Below are 21,860 nucleotides of genomic sequence, written 5' to 3' on the forward strand. Positions count from 1 at the left end.
CGCCCATGATGTGCGCGGCGGGGCGAGTGAACAGGCGAAAGTCGCAGGCCATGGGACTTGGCGCCCGCTCGGCACAGCCCGTCACACCACGCCTGGCGGTGCATACCCACGCCCCGGACAGCGAGGGAGCTTGTGAGGATGGTTTCCCGGAACGACCCGACGGACCCAGTCGTATCACGCTCGGAAACACAGCGAACGATCACTGCGATATGGGAAGAAGTCCTGCGTATCAATCCTGTCGCCGCCGACGACGATTTCTTCGAACTCGGCGGTCATTCGCTGGCGGCATCACAGGTGATTTCCCGTATGCGGAGGGATCTGCGCGTCGAGGTGACGCTGGCCGAGTTCTTCGAAAGGCCGACCGTGGCCGAACTCGCGGAGTTCGTGACGCCTGCCGGCGACGCCTCGGCACGCGGCCGGGACATCGAGGGGAGCCCTCGGCCGTGAACGGGGACGCGCTTGAGGAGGGCCGGCTCCCGCACGGGCCGTTGCCGGACCGCCCGCAGCGGGACACCGTGCCGTCGCACGGTTCGCCGTCGCACGGTTCACCCTCGCACGGCGCCGAGCCGGCCTTCTCGTCGTCGCGGCTCTCGTCCGCCCAGCAACGACTGTGGTTCCTGTGGCAACTGCGCCCGAGCAGCAACGAGTACAACGTGCCGAAGGCCGTCAGACTGCGCGGCCGGCTGGATGCGGGTGCCCTGGAGCGGGCGGTGAGCGGCCTTGCCCGGCGGCACGCGGTGCTGCGTGCCACCTTCCCGCTGTCCGGCGGGCTCCCCGTCATGCGGATCGGCCCGGCCGAGCCGGTGCCCCTCACCGTGCGGGACCTCCGCGACCTGCCGGAGGCGGCGCGCGGACCGGCGCTGGACGACGAGGTGGCGCGGGCGGCGCTGGCCCCGTTCGACCTGGTGAACGGGCCGGTCTTCCGGGCCCGTCTGGTGCGCCGGGCGGACGACGACCACGCCCTGGTCCTGGCCTTCCACCACATCGTCACCGACGGATGGTCCATGGGGCTGATCGACGAGGAGCTGTCCGCCCTCTACGAAGCGGCCGTCGGGGGGCTGCCGGACCCGCTCCCCCCGCCGGGGTGCCAGTACCAGGACTGGGCCGCCGGGGAGGCCGACCGCCTCGGGGGCCCGGGCCGCGACGAGGCACTGGCCTACTGGCGGCGGCAGCTCGCCGGAGCCCCACCCCGGTCGTCGTTGCCGAGTCCTCTGTCGCCGCCGCAGGCGCCGAGCGGCAAGGGAGCAAGCCACCTCGTCCCGCTGCCCCGGACGCTGGTGGAGCAGGCCGACGCGGTCGGGTCCCGGTACCGCGTCACCCGCTTGGTCGTCCTGCTCAGCGCCTATGCGGCACTGCTCGCCCGGATGTCGTCGGCGGACGACGTCGTCATCGGGGTGCCGGCCAGTGGGCGGACCTCTCTGGGGGTCGAGCGCGTCGTCGGACTGTTCGCCACCATGCTGCCGCTGCGGGTCCGGCTTCGGGCGGGCACCACCTTCGCCGAACTGCTGCGGCAGGTGCGGGACACCCTGCTGGACGGCCAGGAGCACCAGGAACTGCCCTTCCAGACGCTGGTGGAGGAAGTACGGCCGCAGCGCTCACCCGCCCTGCACCCGCTGTTCCAGAGCGCCTTCACCTACCAGGAACCGCCGGCCGAGGAGCCCGCCCTCGGGGACCTCGAGACCTGCGCACTGCCGCTCCCGGCGCCGGCCCCCGCGTTCGACCTCACGCTGCGCGTGGTCTGGGACCGGCAGCGGCCTCAGGCGTGGGTGGACTACCGGACCGATGTCTACGACGCCCGCACCGCGGAGCTGGCGGGTGAGCGGTACGTCCGGCTGGTGACCGCCGCTCTGGCCGCACCGGACACCCCCGTCTCGCGGCTCCCCCTGCTCGGGGCGGCGGAACGGCGGACCCTGCTGGCGACCTGGTCCGGCTCCGCGTCCGCCGCCGGCGCTTCGGCTGCCGGGCCCGAGCCGGAGCGGGTGGACCAGCTGGTGTCACGGAACGCCGGGTCGCACCCCTCCGCGGTGGCGGTGCGGACCCCGGAACGGGCCGTGTCGTACGGCGAGCTGGAACGCACCGCCGACGAGGTCGCCGCCGGTCTGCGGGCCGCCGGGGCCGGGCCCGGGGCGCTCGTGGCGACCCTGCTGCCGCGGGGCGTGGACCTCGTGACCGCACAGCTCGGCATCGTGAAGTCGGGTGCCGCCTACCTACCCCTCGATCCCGCGCAGCCGCCCGCACGGCTGGGGGCCATCCTCGCCGAGGCGGAGCCGCTGCTGGTCCTGACCGACCGGGAGGCGCTCCCCGCGGACGGCGGTCGGCCGGTCCGCACTCTGGACGGCATCCGGGGGGACGGCGGTCGGCAGCCCCTGTCCGCCCGACCGGATCCGGCGGACCTGGCCTACGTGGTGTACACCTCGGGCTCGACCGGCCGCCCGAAGGGGGTCATGGTCGAGCATCGCGCGCTGTCGGGCCTGGTGGCATGGCACCAGCGGGAGTTCGGGATCGGACCGGGCGACCGTACGACGATGGTCGCCGCCCCCGGCTTCGACGCTTCCGTCTGGGAGATCTGGTCGGCGCTCGCGGCGGGGGCGACGCTGGAGGTCCCGCCGGCCGAAACCCTCCTCTCGCCGGGCGTGTTGTGCGGCTGGCTGGCCGAACGTCAGGTCACCAGCGCCTTCCTGCCGACGCCTCTCCTGGAGCGCGTCCTGGAGCAGCGGTGGCCGCCCGGAGCCGCGCCGCGCTCGGTGCTGACCGGCGGCGACCGGCTGCACGCCCCGGCTCGGCCGCTGCCCTTCCGCCTGGTGAACAACTACGGCCCCACCGAGTGCACCGTCGTGGCGACCTCGGGCACCGTCCACGGCGGTGACCAGGCACCCGCGATCGGCCGTCCCGTCGCGGGGGTGGAGGCGTACGTCCTGGACACGGAACTCCACCCCGTGCCGGCCGGGGTCACCGGGGAGCTGTACCTCGGCGGTGCGGCCCTGGCCCGCGGCTATCTGGGCCGGCCCGCCCTCACCGCCGACCGCTTCGTGCCCCACCCGTACGGCTCGGCGCCCGGAGCCCGCCTCTACCGCACCGGCGACCTTGTGCGCTGGCGCGCCGACGGCACGCTGGACTTCGTGGGCCGCAACGACCACCAGCTCAAGATCCGCGGTTTCCGCATCGAACCCGGGGAGATCGAGAACACGCTGCGCGGCCACCCCGGCGTCCGCGACGCCGTGGTCACCCCCGACGGCTCGGGGCTGGCCGCCTACCTGGTGCTCACGAACGGCGCATCCGCCCCTGACCCCGCCGAACTCCAGGCGTACGCGGCCCGTTCGCTGCCCGGGTACATGCGTCCCCACCGGTACTCCGTACTGACCGCGCTGCCGTTGAACGCCAACGGCAAGGTGGACCGCGGGGCCGTGGCCGCCGGCGCGGTCGCGCTCGTGCCGCCGCCCTCCGGCCGCTCGGCCTTCACGGACCCCGTGCGGGAGCTGATCGCCCGGGTCTGGTCGGGCGCCCTAGGCCACGACTCCTTCGGCCCGGACGACAACTTCTTCGACGTCGGTGGCCATTCGCTGCTGCTGGCGACGGTCGGTGACCGGCTCGCCCGGGAGCTCGGGCGTCCGGTGACGATCGCAAGGCTCTACGAGCACCCGACCATCGCGGCTCTGGCCCGGCACCTGGGCGGGCGGGTGGACGACCGCCCTGACGACACCGGCGCGGCCGCGGAGCGGCGCCGCCGCGGCCCGGCCCGGCTCGTGGCGGAGCGCGGCCAGGCCGCGCGGCGGCGGTCCGGGGCGCCCACGACCCCTTCCAGAAGGGCTGGAGACATGACGGACACCGACATCGACACACACATGGCCGTCATCGGGATGGCCTGCCGCTTCCCCGGCGCGGCGACGCCGGAGGCGTTCTGGCAGAACATGGTGACCGGGACCGACTCGATCCGCGACATCCCGGGTGGGGAGTTGGCGTCCTGGGGCGAGGACCCGGACCTGCTGCGCGATCCGCACTACGTCCCGGCACACGGCGTGGTGGACGGCATCGGAGACTTCGACGCGGACTTCTTCGGCGTCACCGCCCGGGACGCGGTTCTGCTGAATCCGCAGCACCGGGTCTTCCTCGAACTGGCCTGGGAGGCGCTGGAGCGGGCCGGGTACGACCCGAGCGAGGCGCCGGGCGTGGTGGGCCTGTACGCCGGGGCCGGGCGGAACGGCTACGCCGCCCTGGTGCAGTCGCTAGCGGAGCGGTTCCCGGGAGTGGACGAGCTGGCCCTGAGCCTCGCCAACGAGCCCGAACACCTCGTCACCCGGGTGAGCTACGCCCTCGGTCTGACCGGCCCCAGCGTCGCCGTGCAGACGGCGTGCTCGACCTCGCTGGTCGCCGTGCACGAGGCGAGCCGGGCACTGCTGGCCGGGGAGTGCGACATGGCACTGGCCGGCGGTGTCACCCTGCGGGTGCCCCGCACCGGCTACTGGCACCGCGAGGGCGGCACCATGTCGCCCGACGGCCGCTGCCGCACCTTCTCCGCGGACGCCCGCGGCATCGTGGCGGGCGACGGCGCCGGGATCGTCGTGCTGCGGCGCCTTCAGGACGCGCTCGACGACGGCGACCACGTGCACGCGGTGATCCGCGGCTCCGCGGTGAACAACGACGGCCGCCACCGGGCCGGTTACACCGCGCCAGGGGTGCGCGGGCAGGCCGCGGTGATCCGCGCCGCGCTGCTGGCCGCCGACGTGCCGAGCGAGTCCGTCAGCTACGTCGAGGCGCACGGCACGGGCACACCTGTCGGCGACCCCATCGAGGTGACCGCGCTGGCACAGGCCTTCGCCGACGGCGACACCTCCCCCGGCACGGTGGCGCTGGGCTCGGTCAAGACGAACATCGGCCACACCGACACGGCCGCGGGCGTGGCCGGGCTGATCAAGACGGTGCTCGCGCTGGAGCACCGAACGCTTCCCCCCACCCTGCACTACACGGCCCCGAACCCGCGGATCGACTTCGCGGCCGGCCCGTTCGCCGTGCACACCGAGAGCCGCGCATGGGACACCGGCCGCCTGCCGAGGCGGGCGGGGGTCAGCTCCTTCGGCATCGGCGGCACCAACGCCCACGCGGTGCTGGAGGAGGCGCCCGAGCCGGCGCCGGCGTCGCCCGCCGCGTCCGCGGTCCTGCTCGTGCTCTCTGCCAGGTCCCGGGCAGCGCTGGACGGCATGACCGCGGACCTGGCCGGCCATCTGCGGCGCCATCCCGGACTGTCGCTCGACGACGTCGCGTACACCCTGCAACGTGGCCGGCACGCCTTCTCCTTCCGTCGGTACGCCGTGTGCACCGACCGGGCGGACGCCCTTGAAGCCCTGTCCTCCGCGACGGAACACGACGTCGATGTGCCGCCCGCCGGTGAACCGTCGGTCGTCTTCCGGTTCCCGGACACCGGCGCCGGGGACGCCGTCTGGGCTCGCGCCTTCGACGCCTTCCCCGCGTTCCAGGCTGCCGCCGAGGCCTGCCGTGCGGTCTCCACCGGGGTGTCGGGCGGTCCGCAGGCGGCGGCAGCCGAGTCCTTCACCGCGCGGTACGCGCTGGCGCGGCTGCTGATGGACTGGGGCGTGGTGCCCGCAGCGGCGTTCGGCGACGGCACCGGCGCGCTGATCGCGGAGTGCGTCCGCGGTGGGCTGCCGCTCGCCGACGGTCTCGCGCTGGCGGTGGCCCGGGCGGGAGCAGGCGCGGGTGCGGCGGCGCCGGACGACCGGGCGGCGGGTCTGCGCGATGAGCCGGGACGGCTGCTGCTGCGGGTCGGGCCCGCCGGGCCGCGCGATGCCGCGGACACGGGCGAGGTGGTGGACTGCCTGCACGCCGAGGGGACCGGCGCCGGCAGCGAACTGCCCGCACTGCTGGACGCGGTGGGACGGCTGTGGCGGGCGGGCGTACGGATCGACTGGCGGCGGCTGCACGAAGGCACGACCCGCCGCCGTGTGCCGCTGCCCACGTACCCGTTCGAGCGGAGCGAGCACCTGGCGCGGCCCGCGCCCCGCACCGCGCCTGCCGAGGCCGGGGCCTCGGATGTGCCCGGCGGCGCCCCGGCGCGAGAGGTGGAGCCGACCCTGCGGCTGCTGTTCCAGCAGGTGCTGGGCATTGCCGAGGACGTGTCGGACGCCGACTTCTTCGAGTACGGCGGAGACTCGCTGGCCGCCGTGGAGCTGGTCTCGCTCGCGGAGAAGGCCTTCGACGTGGGACTGACCCTCGAGGACGTACTCGACGAGCCGACCGTCAGCGGCCTCGCGCGGGTGATCGAGGGCTACCAGGCCGCCGCCGACGCCACGGACGCCCCGAGCGGTACCGGGGGCCAGTCGTGACCGTGCGCACCGCACCGGCCTCCCTGGCCCAGCGCAGGCTGTGGTTCCTGGACCAGAGGGGCTCCGGCAACGCCGCTTACAACGTGGTCACGGCGCTGCGGCTGCGAGGCCCACTGGACATGGTCGCGCTGCGCCGCGCGCTGGATGACGTCGTGGCCCGCCACGAGGCACTGCGCACCACGTTCACGACGGTGGACGGCGAGCCGTACCAGCGGATCGCCGCCGCGCTCGCCGTCGACCTGCCGGTGACGGACCTGAGCGGCGAAGGACCGCGGGAGCGTTTGCCGCGGGCACAGGCGGCCGTGGACCGGGAGACCGCGCGGGTCTTCGACCTCGCGGCCGGGCCCCTGATCCGCACCAGGCTGCTGAAGCTCGGCGACGTCGACCACGTCCTGAGCGTGGTGGGCCACCACAGCGTCTGCGACGGCTGGTCGATGGGCCTGCTGCTGGACGAGCTGGCCGCCCTCTACACGGCGCACCGCCAAGGCCGCGCCGCGGACCTGCCACCGCTGCGGCTGCGGTTCGCCGATCACGCCGCACGGGAGCGCGGCGCGGCGGCCGGCGAACGTCTGCGCACCTCCCTCGGCCACTGGAGTGAGCGGCTGGCCGGGGCGCCCGCGCTGCTGGAGCTGCCCACCACGCACACCAGGCCCGCGGTCCAGGGGTTCGAGGGCGCGACGTACCGCACCCCGCTGGACGAGGGGCTGTGGGAGGAGGTCCGCGCTCTGGCGCGGCGGCGGCGAGTGACTCCGTTCATGGTGCTGCTGTCGGCATACGCCGTGCTGCTGTCCCGGCTGTCCGGGGCGTACGACATGGTGATCGGCTGCCCGAGCGCGGGCCGTACCGATCCCGAGCTCAAACCGCTCGTCGGCATGTTCGTCAACACCCTGCCGCTGCGGGTCGACCTGTCCGGGGACCCTTCCTTCACCGAACTGCTCCGTCGCGTCCGGCGCACCTCCGCCGACGCCTTCGCGCACCAGGACGTTCCCCTGGAGCGGATCGTCAAGGAGCTGGTGCCCGGGCGGGCCACCAGTCACGACCCGCTGTTCCAGACGATGTTCGCACTCCAGCAGCCAGCCGAGGCCCCGGCGTTCCACGAGCTGCGGGCGGAGATCTTCCCGGTCACCCCCTCCACCGTCTTCACCGATCTGTGGCTGGAGATCCAGCCGCGGCACCGGGGCGCCGAGTGCGCGTGGCACTACCGGACGGAGCTGTTCGACGCCGAGTCCGCGACACGCCTCGCCGGACAGTACCTGCGAGTCCTGGAGGCCGCCCTTCAGGCGCCGGAGACCCGGTTGTCCCGGTTCCGTCCCGACGGGAAGGAGGAGCGCGACCGGATCCTGCACGAGTGGAGCCACGGCGGCAGCGCCCACCCCTGGGAGTGCCCGGTGCACGAGCTGATCGACCGTCAGGCACGTCGTACGCCGGAGGCGACCGCGGTGGTCTTCGAGGGCGAGCGGCTGACGTACGCCCGGCTGGTCGGACGAGCCGGTACGCTGGCCCGCCTGCTGACCGCCCGGGGCGCGGGGCCCGAGACGGTGGTGGCCCTGTGCCTGGAGCGGGGCATGGAACTGGTCACCTCGGTGGTCGGGGTGCTCGCGGCCAGGAGCGCGTACCTGCCGCTCTCCCCCGACGACCCGCCGGCCCGGCTGGCGCGCCTGGTCCGCGCCTCAGGCGCCTCCCACGTGCTGGCCACCCGTGCCACGGCTCCCGCGCTGGTCGGCGCGGGCGTCCCGGTGGTCCTGGTGGACGACCTCCCTCAGGACGCCGCGGCGCGCTCGGGTGCGGCGATGACGTGCGGGTCCGTGCTGCCGGAGCAGCTGGCCTATGTCATCTACACGTCCGGGTCCACCGGGGAGCCGAAGGCGACCGGGGTCCCGCACCGGGGCCTGGCCAATCGGATCGGCTGCATGCGGCAGTCCCACCACCTGACGCAGGCCGACCGCGTCATGCACAAGACCCCCTACACGTTCGACGTGTCCGTGTGGGAACTGCTGTGGCCGCTGACGGTGGGGGCCGCCCTGGTGGTCGCCGCGCCGGGCGGACACCGCGACCCGGCCTATCTGGTCGACCTCATCGAGCGGGAGGCGGTCACCACGGTCCACTTCGTGCCGCCCATGCTGGAGGGCTTCCTGGGCCAACCCGATCTGGACCGCTGCGCCTCGTTGCGACGGGTGCTGTGCAGCGGCCAGGCGCTGCCGGGACCGCTGCGGGACCGTCTGCTGGAGCGGCTTGCCGTGCGGCTGTTCAACCTGTACGGGCCGACGGAGGCGTCGATCGAGGTGACGCAATGGGAGTGCGGTCCCTCGGATGACCCCCGGGTGCCCATCGGCCGGCCCATCGCGGGCGTGGAGACGCTGATCCTCGACTCCGAACTGCACCCCGTGCCGGTGGGGGTGACCGGCGAGCTGTACCTCGGCGGGGTCGCCCTGGCCCGCGGCTATCTGGGCCGGCCCGCCCTGACCGCCGACCGGTTCGTGCCGCACCCGTACGCGAACCGGCCGGGCAGCCGCCTGTACCGCACCGGTGACCTGGTGCGGTGGCGGCCCGACGGCACCATCGACTACCTGGGACGCAACGACCACCAGCTGAAGGTCCGGGGCTATCGCATCGAGCCCGGGGAGATCGAGAACACGCTGCGCGGCCACCCAGGCGTCCGCGACGCCGTCGTCAAGGCCGACGGCTCCGGACTCACCGGTTACCTGGTGGCGCGCGGCGGCGACGACCCGGATGCCCTGGTCACGGCGGTCCGGGGGCTGCTGCGGGAGCGGCTGCCGGACTACATGGTGCCGTCCCGGTTCGTCGTCCTGCCCCGTCTGCCTCTCGGGTCCAGCGGCAAGGTGGACCTGAGCGCCCTCCCCGCACCCGCGGACGCTCCCGCGGCGGTCCGCACGGCTCCCCGGGACGCCGTCGAACGGCTGCTCGCGGACATCTGGTCGCAGGTGCTGGCCAGGGAGTCGACCGGCGTCGCGGAGGACTTCTTCGACATCGGCGGGGACTCCCTGAAGAGCATCCAGGTGATGCACCGTGCGCGGGAGGCCGGGCTGCGGCTGACCGTCGGCGATGTCTTCCGTCATCCCACCATCGCCGACCTCGCCGCGCATCTGCGCCGGGCGGGCACGGCACCACTGCGGGAGGAACCGTGAACGACCGGTGGCTGCTGCGCTTCCCGCCGCGTCCGCACGCGCCGGTGCGCCTGGTCTGCGTACCCGGGGCCGGCTGCTCGGCCGCCATGTTCCACCCGTGGTCGGCCCTGCTGCCCACCTCGGTGGAGGTGTGCGCGGTGCAGCCGCCCGGCCGGGGCGCCCGGCACCGCGAGGCGCCGTTCACCCGCATGGCACCGCTGGCCGACGCCCTGGCCGGGGCGGTCGCGGCCGAATCCGGGCGGCCGGTCGTGCTCTTCGGCCACAGCCTCGGCGCCCTCATCGCCTTCGAGGTCGCCGACCGGCTGTGCCGGTCGGCGGACGTCCCGCCGGCCGCGCTGATCGTGGCGGCGCACAAGGCACCGGCCCTGGGGAGCGCGCGGCTCGCGCACCACCTGCTGCCCGAGGAGGACCTGTTGCGGCTGGTCGACGAGCTCGGCGGGACACCCGCGGAGGCGCTGGCCGACACGGACATCCGGCGGCTCGTGGTGCCCGCGCTGCGCGCCGACTTCGAGCTTGACCACACGTACGAATACCGCGAACGGCCGCCGCTCGACGTTCCGATCAGCGTGTTCGGCGGGAGCGCCGACGCCGTCGTCTCCCCCGCCGACCTGGAGGCCTGGCGGGTCCACACCACTCGGGAGTTCCGGCTGCGGATCGTGCCCGGTGGCCACTTCTTCCACAACGAACCCGGCGGCACGGCCATGTTCTCGGACCTGACCGGCACGCTGCTGGGTCACATCCGGCCCGATCAGGCGGCCGGGGAAAGGGAATCGCACCGTGTTCGAGGATGACGACAACCTGCGGCGCTACATCGTGGTGCGCAACGACGAGGACCAGTTCTCCATCTGGCCCGACGACCGCGACATCCCGGCGGGCTGGGAGCCGGCGGGGGTGTCCGGGCCGAAGTCCGAGTGCCTGTCGGCGATCGAGGACCTGTGGACCGACATGCGGCCGAAGAGCGTGCGGTCGTGAACGGCGCGGCGGAAACCACGAGCGGCCCGGCGGACGCCTGCCTGCACCGGCTGTTCCAGCGGCAGGCGGCACGCACTCCGCACGCACCGGCCGTCACCTACGGCCGCCAGACCCTCACCTACCGCGAACTCGACGAGCGGTCGTCCCGGCTGGCGGCCGTGCTCCTGCGCCACCGGCCCGCGCCGGGGAGCCGCATAGGACTCCACGTGCGCCGCGGCGCGCACGTGGTGACGTCCGTCCTCGCGGTCCTGAAGGCGGGATGCGCCTACGTCCCGCTGGACCCCGACTACCCCCGCGACCGGATCCGTTACATGGCCCGGGACGCGGCGCTGGACCTGGTGGTCGCCGACCAGGACCCCACGCCGGTGCTCCCCGAGGCGCAGGTGGTCTGGGTCGATGAGGAGCTGTGGCCCGGCGAGGAGCCCGCGGCTTCGGTGGAGGTCACGCCGGACATGCCCGCGTACGTGATCTACACCTCCGGCTCGTCCGGCGATCCCAAGGGCGTGCTGGTCTCGCACGGCAACGTGACGGCGCTGCTCGCCGGGTGCGACCGGGTCTTCGACCTGAACGCGGACGATGTCTGGGCCCTCTTCCACTCCTACTGCTTCGACTTCTCGGTCTGGGAGATGTGGGGAGCCCTCAGCCACGGCGCACGGCTCGCGGTGGTGCCGGGCGACGTGGCCCGCTCCCCCGAAGCGATGCTGGGCTTCCTGGCCGAGCACCGCGTCACCGTCCTCAACCAGGTGCCCTCGGTCTTCCGCTACCTCTCCCGGGCGGCGACGGACCGTGTGCAGGGCGGTGCGGACCTCGCGCTGCGGTATGTCGTCTTCGGCGGCGAGCCGGTGGACATCGAGGCGGTCCGGGACTGGCGGCGGACGCTCGGCACGGCCACGGAGTTCGTCAACATGTACGGGATCACGGAGACCACGGTGCTGGCCACCCACCGCCGCCTGCTGCCCGAGGACATCGACCCGGCAGCCGTGAGGAAGCCGGGGGACCCGGATCCGGGGCTCAACATCGGAGTGCCGCTCGCCGGAGTGGACGTGGCGGTGCTGGACGAGCACGACCGCCGGGTGGGGCCCGGCGAGGTCGGCGAACTGCACCAGGCGGGGCCGCAGTTGGCCATCGGCTACCTCAACCGCCCCGAGCTGAGCGCCGCCCGCTACCCGATCCTCGACATCGACGGCGATGGCCAGGCCCGGCGGTACTACCGCAGCGGCGACCTGGTGCTTCTCCGGCCGGACGGCACGCTGGAGTACGCCGGACGGGCGGACGACCAGGTGAAGATCAACGGGTACCGGATCGAGACCGGCGAGATCGAGCACGTGCTGCGCGGCACCGAGGGGGTGCTGGACCTCGTGGTGGTCCCGACCACCAGCCGTATCGGCGAACGCATGCTGGTGGCCTTCTACTCGCTGCGCCCCGGCGTACCCGAGGACGGTGTGGCCGCGCGGCTGGCCGCCCGCGGCAGAGCCGCGCTGCCGGCCTTCATGATGCCCGGCCGGTACGTCCACGTGCCCTCCCTCCCGCTGACCCCTTCCGGCAAGGCCGACAGGCGCGCCCTCATCGCGGAGCGGGAGCAATGACGCCAGGTATCGGAGAGAACATGAGTGACACCGTCACGGGCGGTTCCGGCCCGGCCGCGCGCGAACCGCTCGCCGAACAGCTACCGCTGTCCGCCGTGCAGGAGGCGATGTGGGTCTCCTGGCAGCTCGCACCCGAGCGATGGGAGCACATCCTTCCGTTGACCTTCGCGGTCCGCGGCGACCTGGACACCGGGCGGCTGCGCGAGGCCGTCGACGAGCTGTGCCGACGCCATCCCACGCTGCTCGGCCGGGTCGTCAACACCGCCGGCGGTACGCGACTGACCTGGGCCGACGCGCCCGCGGTGCCCTTCGTCGTGCGCACCGTGGAGGGTGGTGCCGAGGAGTTCGCGGAGGCCGTGACGCAGGCCCGGCTGAGGCCCATCGACCTGGACCGCGGTCCACTGGCCCGGGTCGACGTGGTCCGCGGTGAGCGGGAGACCACGGTGGTGTTCGCCGTCCACCACCTCGTGCTGGACGGTGTCTCCACCCCCTTCCTGCTGGACGACCTGAGCAGGGCGTACCGCGGCCGGCCGCTGGGCGGGCCACAGGACCTGGCGCCGCTGGCCGCCTACGCACGGCACTCGTGGGAGCTGGCGTCCGGCGCCGAGGGCGAGCCGCTCCGGTCGTTCTGGCGAAAGACGCTGGCCGGCGCACCGGCCCGCCCGCTGCCCGCCCACCGCGGCGAGGGACCGTACCGCCCGTGGATCTGCCCGGTCCCGCCGGAGCTGGAAGAGGGCGCCCGGCGTGTTGCCCGCCAGCTGGGCGTCACGTACTTCACGGTGATGTTCGGTGCCCTGTTCGTCGCGGTCCACCTCCGCACCGGCGCCGACGACCTGATCATCTCCACGCCCTACCACGGCCGGACCGACCCCGCCCACGCCCGCAGCGTCGGCTCGTTCGCCAACATCCTGCCGATCCGGCAGCGGCTGCGCGGCGAGGACACCTACGAGCGGCTGCTCGGCCGACTGCGCGCGGACGTGCGCGCCGGGATCGCCCACGGAGACCTGCCGCTGCCCGCCATCCTGCGCGCCGCCGACCTGCTCGGCCCCGGGGCGCGGGCACGGACCCACGAGGTGGTGCTGACCTACTGGAACGCGACCCGGGCGGCGGCGGCGGACGTACGGGGCCTGGAGCTCCTCCACGACGGCAGGCGGGCCGTGCTGGACCTGGTCGATGCGACCAGCGCCTCCGACTACCGGCTGAACGTGCTGCTCCAGGAGGACAGCGGCGGTACCCAACTGGTGTGGCAGGACCCCGGCCGCACCATCGACCCCGAACTGGTCGCCGCGCTCGCAGCCGATCACCTGGCGGTGGTGGCGGACATGGTCGCCGACCCGTACCGGCCGCTCGCCGAGAGCCTGGCGCGGTTCCCGTCAGCGTCGGTTGCGGGTGCGGCTGCCACGCAGTCGCACGCCACGGCGGCACAGGAGGCGACGGAGGCGACGGAGGCGACGGCGGCGACGGCGGCGACGGCGGCGACGGCGGCGGCGACGGCGCAGGCTCGTCCCGAGACCGACGGACCACCGGTGGCGGCAGCGCCCGCCACGGTCGACGCCCTTGCGGAGGTCTGGCGCGAGGTGCTCGGGGTGCCGGAGGTCACGGTCCGCGACTCCTTCTTCGCGCTGGGCGGCCACTCCCTGGTGGCCGCCGCCCTGGTGACCAGGATCGCCGACCGGCTGCGTGCCGACGTCTCCGTACGCGATCTGTTGACGCATCCCGTGCTCGGTGACCTGGCCGGTGTCGTCGAGCGGCGGAAGGCGGACGCCCCGGTCGGCGGAGGCCCTGCCTCGCCCCCTCCTACCGGTCGCGCCGCGGGACCGGTGTTCCCGGCCTCCCGTTTCCAGGAGGGCATCTGGCTCGCCGAGCGCCTCGACCCGGCCAACGCCCGCTACCATGTGCCGCTCTTCTGGGACGTCGCCGGGCGGTTGGACCCGCGGGTGCTGCGGCGTGCGCTGGCCCTGCTGACGGAGCGCCACGAGATCCTGCGCACCCGCTTCGTGGACCGCGACGGCCGGTTGTTCCAGGAGGTCATGGCGCCGTGGTCGCCGCCGGTGGCCCAGGAGGACCTGACGGCGCTGACCGGCGAGGACCGGGAGCCGTGGCTGCGCAAGTGGTCCGACACCACTGCGGAGCGGCTGGATCCGCGCAGTGGCAGGCTCCTGCGGGCGGGCCTGTTCACCGTGGCGGAAGAGCGCCAGGTGCTCTCCTTGTGCGCGCACCACCTGGTGCTCGACGGCGAGTCGGTGACGGTCCTGCTGCGGGACCTGGAGCGCTGCTACGAGGCCGCGGCAGGCGCGTCACAGCCGCCGCCCCCACCACGGCACCAGTACCGGGACCTGGTCGCCGCGCAGAGCGCGGGCTCGGACGCGGCGGACGACCTCGCCTACTGGCACCGGCGGCTGGAGGGCGCGCCCGCCTCGCTGGGCCTGCCGCGCCCGGAGGTCCCCGTGCCGCACAGCGGCGTCGTGCTGCCGCTGGCGCCCGGGACCTCGGCGGCCCTGCTGCCGGTGCAGGTGCAGCACAAGGTCTCCACGTTCATGATCGAGGCCGCCGCGGTCGCCGCGGTACTGCACCGGTGGACCGGGCTGGGCGACCTCACCCATGGTGTTCCGGTCGCCCACCGCGGCGGCCTCCCGGACGGCGAGGTCATCGGCCCCTGCCTCAACACGCTTGTGCTGCGCTCCCTCTGCACTCCGGCCACGACCCTGGCCGACCTGCTTCAGGGGGTGCGTCAGGAGGTCATCGGAGCCTTCGAGCACCAGGACGCACCCTTCGAGGAGGTCGTTCGGGGCCTGAGGCCGGCCCGGACACCCGGCAGCACGCCATACGTCGATGTCATGGTCAACAACGTCGGCCTGGCGCGCTGGTCGGCCCAGCTGGGGGACGCCCGGCTGACGGCGGTGGACTTCGTGGCCCAGGGCACCGAGATCAGCAAGTTCGCCATGACCGTCACCTTCGCCGAGGCACCGGGCGGAATACGGGGAACGCTCTCCTACCGTGGCGACCGCATCAGCGCCCAGGACGCACAGGCGGTGGGTGGCGGGATCGCCGGGGTGCTGGGTCGCTTCGAGGAGTACCTGCCGGTGGCTGTGGCCGACCTGGACCTCGGGCCCTCGTTCGCCTCCGTCCACACCCGCGCCGCCGCCCACCGGGAGGGTTCATGAACGCTTTCCGCTTCGGGGTCAACCTCACCTCCCTGGACGGACGGCAGGCGTGGCTCGAGAAGTGCCGCGCCGTCGAGCGTCTCGGGTACGACGTCCTGACCGTCTCGGACCATCTGGGCGGCCAGGCACCGTTCCCCGCGCTGATGGCCGCCGCCGCGGTGACCGAGCGGGTGCGGCTGGCCACCTCCGTCCTCAACAGCGCCTTCTGGAACCCCGTGCTGCTGGCCCGGGAGGTCATGACCACGGCACGGCTCACGGGGCACCGGCTGGAGGTGGGCATCGGCACCGGGTACGTGCGGTCCGAGTTCGAGAAGGCCGGGGTCGCATGGGGCACGGCCGGCGACCGGGTGCGGCGCCTGGAGGAGACGGTCGCCGAGCTCTCCCGGCTCCTGGACCACCCCCGGGAGCTCGGCGACCCGAACCCGCCGGTCCGGCCGCCGCTGATGATCGGGGCCAACGGCGACCGTGTGCTGCGGCTGGCCGGGCGCCACGCCGACATCGTCTCCTTCTCCGCAGCCGTGCTGAGGCCGGGCGCCACCCGGGGCGCCCTCGAACTGCTCGGTGCCGAGGCCGTCGAGGAACGCGTCCGGTACTTCGAGAAGGCTGCCGGGGGACGCGCGGACCGCGTCGAGCGGAACATCCTGGCGCAGACGGTGGTGGTGACCGGCGACCGGATGCGGGCTGCCGCGTCGCTCCGACGCCGAATGCCCCACCTGACGGCCGAACAGGTCGCGGACATCCCCACCGTGCTGATCGGCACCCCGGAGCAGATGGCCGCCCAGCTCCGTGAGCGGCGGAAGCGGTTCGGCTTCTCGTTCGTCTGCGTGCAGGAGTCGGCCATGCGGGACTTCGCGCCGGTCGTGAGTCTGCTGTCGGGCCGGTGAGACCGGTGTGGGCTTGGTCACGAAAGTTAACCTTCGCCCGTCCGGACACGTATGACAAAGTATGAGACCCATCGACGTAGCCGTGCTCGCCGACGATCCCATCACGGGTGAGGGCGCGATCGCGCGGCTGTCTTCGTACCAGGAAGTGGCGGCGCGGGCTCTGAACACACAGCGGCCCGCGGACGTCCTGCTCATGTTCGCAACGATGGTGACAGGTGACCTGCTCACCAGGGTTGAACGTGCGAATCGGTTAGACCGGAGAGCAAGACTTCCGCTGATCATCGTCGCCAACGACTTCCCGGAGCACACCATGCTGCGGGCGATCGACTGCGGCCTGGTCAGCCTGCTGCACAGAGCGCAGACCAACTTCGACCGGATCGTACGGACCGTCGCCGCCACCGCCCTGGGCCGCTCCCAGCCCGCCGACAGTGTTCAGCAGAGTCTGATCAGCCAGATCAAGACCATCCGGGACACCGTTCTCACGCCGCACGGCCTGGATTTCTCCGGTCTCACCGAACGTGAGGTCGCGGTACTCCGACTACTCGCCGACGGACTCAGCACCAAGGAAGCAGCAGCGCGACTCGGGTGTTCGGAGCGGACGGTGAAGGGCATCGTCCACAAGGTGGTCACCCGGCTGCGTCTCAGCAACCGCACCCACGCCGTGGCCTACGCCCTGCGGGCCGGCGCCCTGTAGGCCCGCCGGCCCCTTGCGGGTGCCCATCGCGGTCCCCGGCCGGGGGGACCGCGATGGTGACCCCGCAGACGCTGGTTCCCGGCCGCTGACGCGGGCCGACAGGCCCGCGTCAGGGCACGGCCGCCACCTTGGTCGGCACGGCCGCCACCTTGGTCGACGCCGCCGCCTCGGTCAGCGCGGCCGCCGCCGTCTCGATGTCCCCGGCCGTGGTCCAGCGGCCCAGCGACAGTCGCAGCGCCCCCAGCGCCCGGCCGGGGTCCACGCCCATGGCGGTCAGGACCGGGGAGGGGGTGTGGGTGCCGCTGTGACAGGCCGAGCCGGTGGAGGCCGCGATCTCGGGTGCGGCCGCGAGCAGCTCGGGTCCGGACGAGTCGTCGATGCTGACGTTCAGCGTGTTCGGCAGCCGCCGCTCGGCGGGGCCGTTGAGGTGGACGCGGCCGGGTAGGGCGTCGGCCAGGCGCTGGTGCAGGTCGTCGCGGAGCGCGGCGATACGGGCGGGCTCACCGCGGGCGAGGTCGTCGGCAGCCAGCCGGGCGGCGGTACCGAGCGCCACGGCCAGCGCGGTGTTCTCGGTGCCGGCCCTGAGGCCGCGTTCCTGGCCGCCGCCGTAGACGACCGGTTCCAGCTCCACGCCCCGGCGCACGTACAGCGCGGCGGTCCCTTTGGGGGCGTACATCTTGTGCCCGGCCACCGTGAGGAGATCCACGCCGAGGGCCTCGACGTCGAGGGGGATCTTTCCGGCGGCCTGGGCGGCGTCGCAGTGGAACAGCGCCCCGTGCGCGTGGGCGAGGGCGGCGAGTTCCGTGATGGGCTGAAGGGTGCCGGTCTCGTTGTTGGCGGCCATCACGGACACCAGCACCGTGTCCTCATCGAGGGCGGTGGCCAGTGCGGAAGGGTGGAGCAGGCCCTCGCCGTCGACCTGTAGCACCGTCACCCGCACCCCGTGCAGGCGCTCGAGCGCACGGCAGGTCTGGAGGACGGCCGGGTGCTCCGTGGCCTGGGTGATCACATGCGGGTGGGGCCTGCCGCAGGCCAGCACCGCGCCGCGCAGGGCGAGCAGGTCGGCCTCGGAACCGGAAGCGGTGAAAGCGATCTCCGTCGGGCGGGCACCGATCAGCGCGGCCACCTGGTCGCGGGCGCGGGCCAGCGCGGCCCGCGGTGCGGCGCCGTACGGGTGGCTGCTGGAGGGGTTGCCGAAGAAGTCGGTCAGGTGGGGCCGCATCGCCTCGGCGACGCGCGGGTCGACGGGGGTCGTGGCGTTGTAGTCCAGGTAGACCACGGGACCGGTCAGCCCGGGATGCGACGGCAGGCAGTGGGTCATGCCACCGCCACACCGGACCGCTGGAAGCAACACGTCATGAGGACAGGCTCCCAGGCCTCGCCCGTCCCACGGCGACGACACGCGGCTTCCGGGCCGGGCCCCGGCCGCGAACGCCGCCCCCGCAACCACCCGGCCCTCCGCCGCCCCGGCTGCCGCTGCACCCGCCTCCCCGCACCGACCACGTAAAACATCGTCTTATGGACATCCTCCTGTGAACGTGCTGTCATGCCAACTGCACATTTCCAACGATGGAAGAGTTCGGGCCGCAACGGATCCCCTCGGTCCCAGCGGTCGTCGGCCGGCGCGGCGTGGACGTACGTGCCGTCCGGCCGACCTGACAGCGGAGTTGCCCATGAGACGCCCATCCATACGGCGGTGGCCCAGATCCCTGCGGCGGCAGGTCGGCCTCGCCGCCGTTCTGAGCACTGCCGCCGCCGTGACGCTGGCAGGTGGCGGCCCAGCGTCGGCCGGCGGTTCCCACGCCGCCGCCCCTCACATCCCGACCGTCTCCTCGGGGGACGCCCGCTTCGAGATCCTCTCGCCGACGCTGATCCGTACCGAGTACGCGGGTGACCGGAAGTTCACCGACGACGCGACGTTCAACGCGATCGGCCGTGCCGGGTTCACACCGGCCGCCTACAGCGCCAGGACCTCTGACGGCTGGCTGACCATCAGGACCAGCGCGATGACCCTGCGCTACCGGGTCGGTTCCGGGCCGTTCGACGCGCAGAACCTCACCGTGCAGCAGGACGCCGGCGACACCCCGGTGACCGCCACCCCCTGGCAGCGGCTGACCTGCACGCCCGGGGCGTTGTGCGAGGCCGAGGATCTGCTGCTCAACGGTGTCTCCGTAAGCTCCGACCACGAGGGTCACACGGGACCGGGTTTTGCCGCGGGGTTCGAGAGCACAGGCAGCTCGGCATCCGCTGACATCGATGTCAGCACGGCCGGTACCTACCAGTTCGCCATGCGGTACGCCAACTCCCTGGGCGGCGACGGCAAGAACACCACCCGTACGCTGACGCTCTCCGTGGACGGCGGGGATCCGCAGACCGTCACCCTGCCGACCACGGCGGACTGGGACACCTGGAAGCTCGCCACGGCGAGTGTCGCGCTCGGCGCCGGCCACCACGCCCTCACCCTCACCCGGACCGCCGCGGACTCCGGTGACGTCAACGTCGACAGCCTCGCGCTCGTCCGGCCGGGCGACGCGTACCCCCCGGCCTCCACGGCCGCGATCGTCGACTGCCGCTACGGCGTGAGCTGCGAGGCGGAGGACGGACGGATCGGCGGCACGGCGGTCAGCGCGACCGACCACAAGGGATACGCGGGCAGCGGCTTCGTCGCCGAGCTCAGCCAGGGGTCGAGCCTGACCACCCATGTGGTCGGCGTGCCCGCCGACGGTGACTACACGCTGCGGGTGCGCTATGCCAACGGCGCGGGCAGCGACGGCCTCCACCAGACCCGCGAGGGCTCCGTCACCGCGGGCGGTGCCACCCGCACGTTGTCGTTCCCCGCGACGAAGGACTGGGACGACTGGCGGACGGCATCGGTTCCGGTCACCCTCAAGGCGGGATCAGACGACATCACCCTCGACTGCCCGGGCGCGGCGAGCTGCCACGTCAACGCGGACACCGTCTCCGTGGCCGCCGCGAACGAGGCGGCGCCCCCGCCGCACATCGCGCTCGGAGGGTACCGCCGAGGTCTGGACGGCGTGACCGGCAACGGCGACGCCCCCGTCACGACACCCGGACTGCTGAACCGGGACGGCTGGTACCTGCTCGACGACACGCCGTCGGCTCTGTACGACACCGCCGCGCAGAAGGTCACGCCGCGGCCCGGCCACGGTGGCCGGCCCTACCAGGACGGCTACGTCTTCGGCTACGGGCATGACTACAAGCAGGGGCTCATGGACCTGGCCACCCTGACCGGGCCACCCGCACTGCTGCCTTCGTGGGCCTACGGTGTCTGGTACTCGGAGTACATCGACCGCACCGCGGCGGACTACGAGAACAGGATCATGCCGGCCTTCCGGTCCGAGGGCGTGCCACTGGACGTCCTGGTCACGGACACGGACTACAAGGCCGTCAACGACTGGAGCGGCTGGGAGATGGACACGGCGAAGTTCCCCGATCCGAAGGGGTTCTTCGACTGGTCCGCGTCGCAGGGGCTGCACAACACGCTCAACGTCCACCCCAGCATCCTGGCGTCCGACCCCCAGTTCGCCCAGGCGCAGGCCACGGCGAAGGGCAAACTGCACAAGGGCGGCTGCGCCTCGGGCGCCGAGGTGGAGGACAACTGCTACACGTTCGACTTCGGCGACCCGGACCAGCTGAAGGCGTACATGGACCTGCACCGGACCCTGGACCAGGAGGGCAACGACTTCTGGTGGCTGGACTGGTGCTGCGACGCGTCGCAGTCGTCGCTGCCGGGCGTGAGCCCGGACGCGTGGATCAACCAGCAGTACGCCACCGCCACCGCCAAGACCCTCGGCCGGGGCTTCGTCCTCTCCCGCGCCTACGGCTCGTTGCAGGCCGGCGGGTACAGCGGCCAGCAGGCGCTGCCGACCGGCCCGTGGGCGGACAAACGCACCACCGTCCACTTCACCGGCGACACCTCCTCCACGTGGGGCACGCTGAAGCTGGAGGTCGGGTACACCCCGGGCGAGTCCGCCGCGACCGGAATGGCTGCCATCACGCATGACATCGGCGGCCACAACGACACGACCGGCCTGACCGGTTCGGAGACGTACACCGACGGCGGGCGGACCCTCACCACGCACAAGCTGCCGGACGACCTGTACGCCCGCTGGGTCCAGTTCGGCGCCTTCCAGCCGATCGACCGTCTGCACAGCAACCACAGCGACCGGCTGCCGTGGCAGTACGGCACCGCGGCACGGAAGTCGGCCGACGCGTTCCTCAATCTCCGCGAGAACCTGCTGCCGTACACCTACACGCTCGCCGCCGAGGCGAACCGCACCGGTGTGCCGATCGTCCGGCCCACCTACCTGGAGTATCCCGACGAGGCGCAGGCCTACGCGACGGCCGGCAGTGAGTACTTCTACGGCCCGAACGTCCTCGTGGCCCCCGTGACCACGCCCGGCGACTCCGCCACGACCTCGGTCTGGTTCCCGCCCGGCCGATGGACGGACTACTTCACCGGCAAGACCTACACCGGCGGGACCACCCAGGACGTCACCACCGGCCTCGACTCGATGCCGGTCTTCGTCAAGGCCGGCGGCATCCTGCCCACGCGCACCCACGACGTCACGGACAACGACCGGAATCCCCTGACCGACGTCACGCTGAGCGTCGCCACCGGCGCCGAGGGCTCGTTCAGCCTCTACGAGGACAACGGGGCAGGCCCGCAGCAGAACCGGAGCGCCACGACGACCGTCCGTTACCGGCACACCGGTGCCCGTCACACAGTGTCGATCAGTGCGGTGAAGGGCTCCTTCCCCGGTCAGGTGCGGGACCGCCGGTGGACGCTCGCCCTCATGGGGACGCACGCGCCCACCGAGGTCACGGCGACCGGGGTGCGCCTGTCGCCGCACGCGTACCACTGGGACAGTGCCACCGGGGTGCTGACCATCACCCTGCCCCGCCACAGCGTCCACGCCCCGGTAACCATCACCTACCAGGAGAAATGACGGTCACCCACCAGGAGGAGAGGCACAGGAACACCTGAACGCGGGGCCCGCGCCCGCCGCGCACCGGACACACTCACCCGGTCCGCGGCGGCGCGGGCCCCGCACTGCC

The 21,860-nt window shown here is 73.1% G+C and carries 11 protein-coding genes; 10 read left to right on the forward strand and 1 reads right to left on the reverse strand.

Annotation, left to right across the window (positions count from 1 at the left end; translation table 11 throughout):
- Nucleotides 1-138: 138 nt before the first annotated feature.
- From ACSMXW_RS04060 to ACSMXW_RS04100, 9 genes are all read left to right on the forward strand, one after another.
- The gene (locus ACSMXW_RS04060; RefSeq protein ID WP_485804091.1) at nucleotides 139-447 is read left to right on the forward strand and encodes a phosphopantetheine-binding protein; all 309 of its coding nucleotides are present in this window, start codon (nucleotides 139-141) and stop codon (nucleotides 445-447) included.
- Nucleotides 444-6,335, forward strand: a complete 5,892-nt coding sequence (locus ACSMXW_RS04065; protein ID WP_485804092.1) for a hybrid non-ribosomal peptide synthetase/type I polyketide synthase — start codon at nucleotides 444-446, stop codon at nucleotides 6,333-6,335. Before ACSMXW_RS04060 ends, ACSMXW_RS04065 begins: the two co-directional genes overlap by 4 nt.
- Before the next feature lie 2 nt (nucleotides 6,336-6,337).
- A complete protein-coding gene (locus tag ACSMXW_RS04070; RefSeq protein ID WP_485804093.1) occupies nucleotides 6,338-9,481 on the forward strand; it encodes an amino acid adenylation domain-containing protein in 3,144 nt (1,047 codons plus the stop codon).
- Nucleotides 9,478-10,272 carry a thioesterase II family protein gene (locus ACSMXW_RS04075; protein WP_485804094.1) on the forward strand — a complete coding sequence of 265 codons (795 nt, stop codon included), beginning with the start codon at nucleotides 9,478-9,480 and terminating at the stop codon, nucleotides 10,270-10,272. Before ACSMXW_RS04070 ends, ACSMXW_RS04075 begins: the two co-directional genes overlap by 4 nt.
- Nucleotides 10,259-10,453 carry an MbtH family protein gene (locus ACSMXW_RS04080; protein WP_485804095.1) on the forward strand — a complete coding sequence of 65 codons (195 nt, stop codon included), beginning with the start codon at nucleotides 10,259-10,261 and terminating at the stop codon, nucleotides 10,451-10,453. The genes ACSMXW_RS04075 and ACSMXW_RS04080 overlap by 14 nt, the downstream gene beginning before the upstream one ends.
- Nucleotides 10,450-12,039 (forward strand): amino acid adenylation domain-containing protein, encoded by a 1,590-nt coding sequence (locus ACSMXW_RS04085; RefSeq protein ID WP_485804096.1) that lies wholly within the window; start codon nucleotides 10,450-10,452, stop codon nucleotides 12,037-12,039. Before ACSMXW_RS04080 ends, ACSMXW_RS04085 begins: the two co-directional genes overlap by 4 nt.
- Before the next feature lie 20 nt (nucleotides 12,040-12,059).
- Nucleotides 12,060-15,203: a condensation domain-containing protein gene (locus ACSMXW_RS04090; RefSeq protein WP_485804097.1), complete on the forward strand. Its 3,144-nt coding sequence runs from the start codon at nucleotides 12,060-12,062 to the stop codon at nucleotides 15,201-15,203.
- Nucleotides 15,200-16,087, forward strand: a complete 888-nt coding sequence (locus tag ACSMXW_RS04095) for a TIGR03621 family F420-dependent LLM class oxidoreductase (protein WP_485804098.1) — start codon at nucleotides 15,200-15,202, stop codon at nucleotides 16,085-16,087. Before ACSMXW_RS04090 ends, ACSMXW_RS04095 begins: the two co-directional genes overlap by 4 nt.
- Before the next feature lie 61 nt (nucleotides 16,088-16,148).
- Nucleotides 16,149-16,781 carry a helix-turn-helix transcriptional regulator gene (locus ACSMXW_RS04100; RefSeq protein WP_485804099.1) on the forward strand — a complete coding sequence of 211 codons (633 nt, stop codon included), beginning with the start codon at nucleotides 16,149-16,151 and terminating at the stop codon, nucleotides 16,779-16,781.
- Nucleotides 16,782-16,890: 109 nt separating this feature from the next.
- Here the strand turns inward: ACSMXW_RS04100 and ACSMXW_RS04105 are convergent, their stop codons facing one another.
- Nucleotides 16,891-18,102, reverse strand: coding sequence for a cysteine desulfurase family protein (locus ACSMXW_RS04105; RefSeq protein WP_485804100.1), 1,212 nt, complete (start codon nucleotides 18,100-18,102; stop codon nucleotides 16,891-16,893).
- Between the two features lie 352 nt (nucleotides 18,103-18,454).
- Here ACSMXW_RS04105 and ACSMXW_RS04110 point away from each other — a divergent pair, with 352 nt between their 5' ends.
- Nucleotides 18,455-21,751, forward strand: a complete 3,297-nt coding sequence (locus ACSMXW_RS04110) for a TIM-barrel domain-containing protein (protein WP_485804101.1) — start codon at nucleotides 18,455-18,457, stop codon at nucleotides 21,749-21,751.
- The last annotated feature ends 109 nt before the right edge of the window (nucleotides 21,752-21,860 follow it).

The sequence above is a fragment of the Streptomyces sp. DSM 116793 genome, from assembly GCF_057320905.1.

Bases quoted from the DNA above. Each gene is read 5' to 3' on its own strand.
- ACSMXW_RS04100 (WP_485804099.1), top strand. From the start codon at position 16,149: ATGAGACCCATCGACGTAGCCGTGCTCGCCGACGATCCCATCACGGGT.
- ACSMXW_RS04105 (WP_485804100.1), bottom strand. From the start codon at position 18,102: ATGACCCACTGCCTGCCGTCGCATCCCGGGCTGACCGGTCCCGTGGTC.
- ACSMXW_RS04095 (WP_485804098.1), top strand. From the start codon at position 15,200: ATGAACGCTTTCCGCTTCGGGGTCAACCTCACCTCCCTGGACGGACGG.
- ACSMXW_RS04110 (WP_485804101.1), top strand. From the start codon at position 18,455: ATGAGACGCCCATCCATACGGCGGTGGCCCAGATCCCTGCGGCGGCAG.
- ACSMXW_RS04090 (WP_485804097.1), top strand. From the start codon at position 12,060: ATGAGTGACACCGTCACGGGCGGTTCCGGCCCGGCCGCGCGCGAACCG.
- ACSMXW_RS04060 (WP_485804091.1), top strand. From the start codon at position 139: ATGGTTTCCCGGAACGACCCGACGGACCCAGTCGTATCACGCTCGGAA.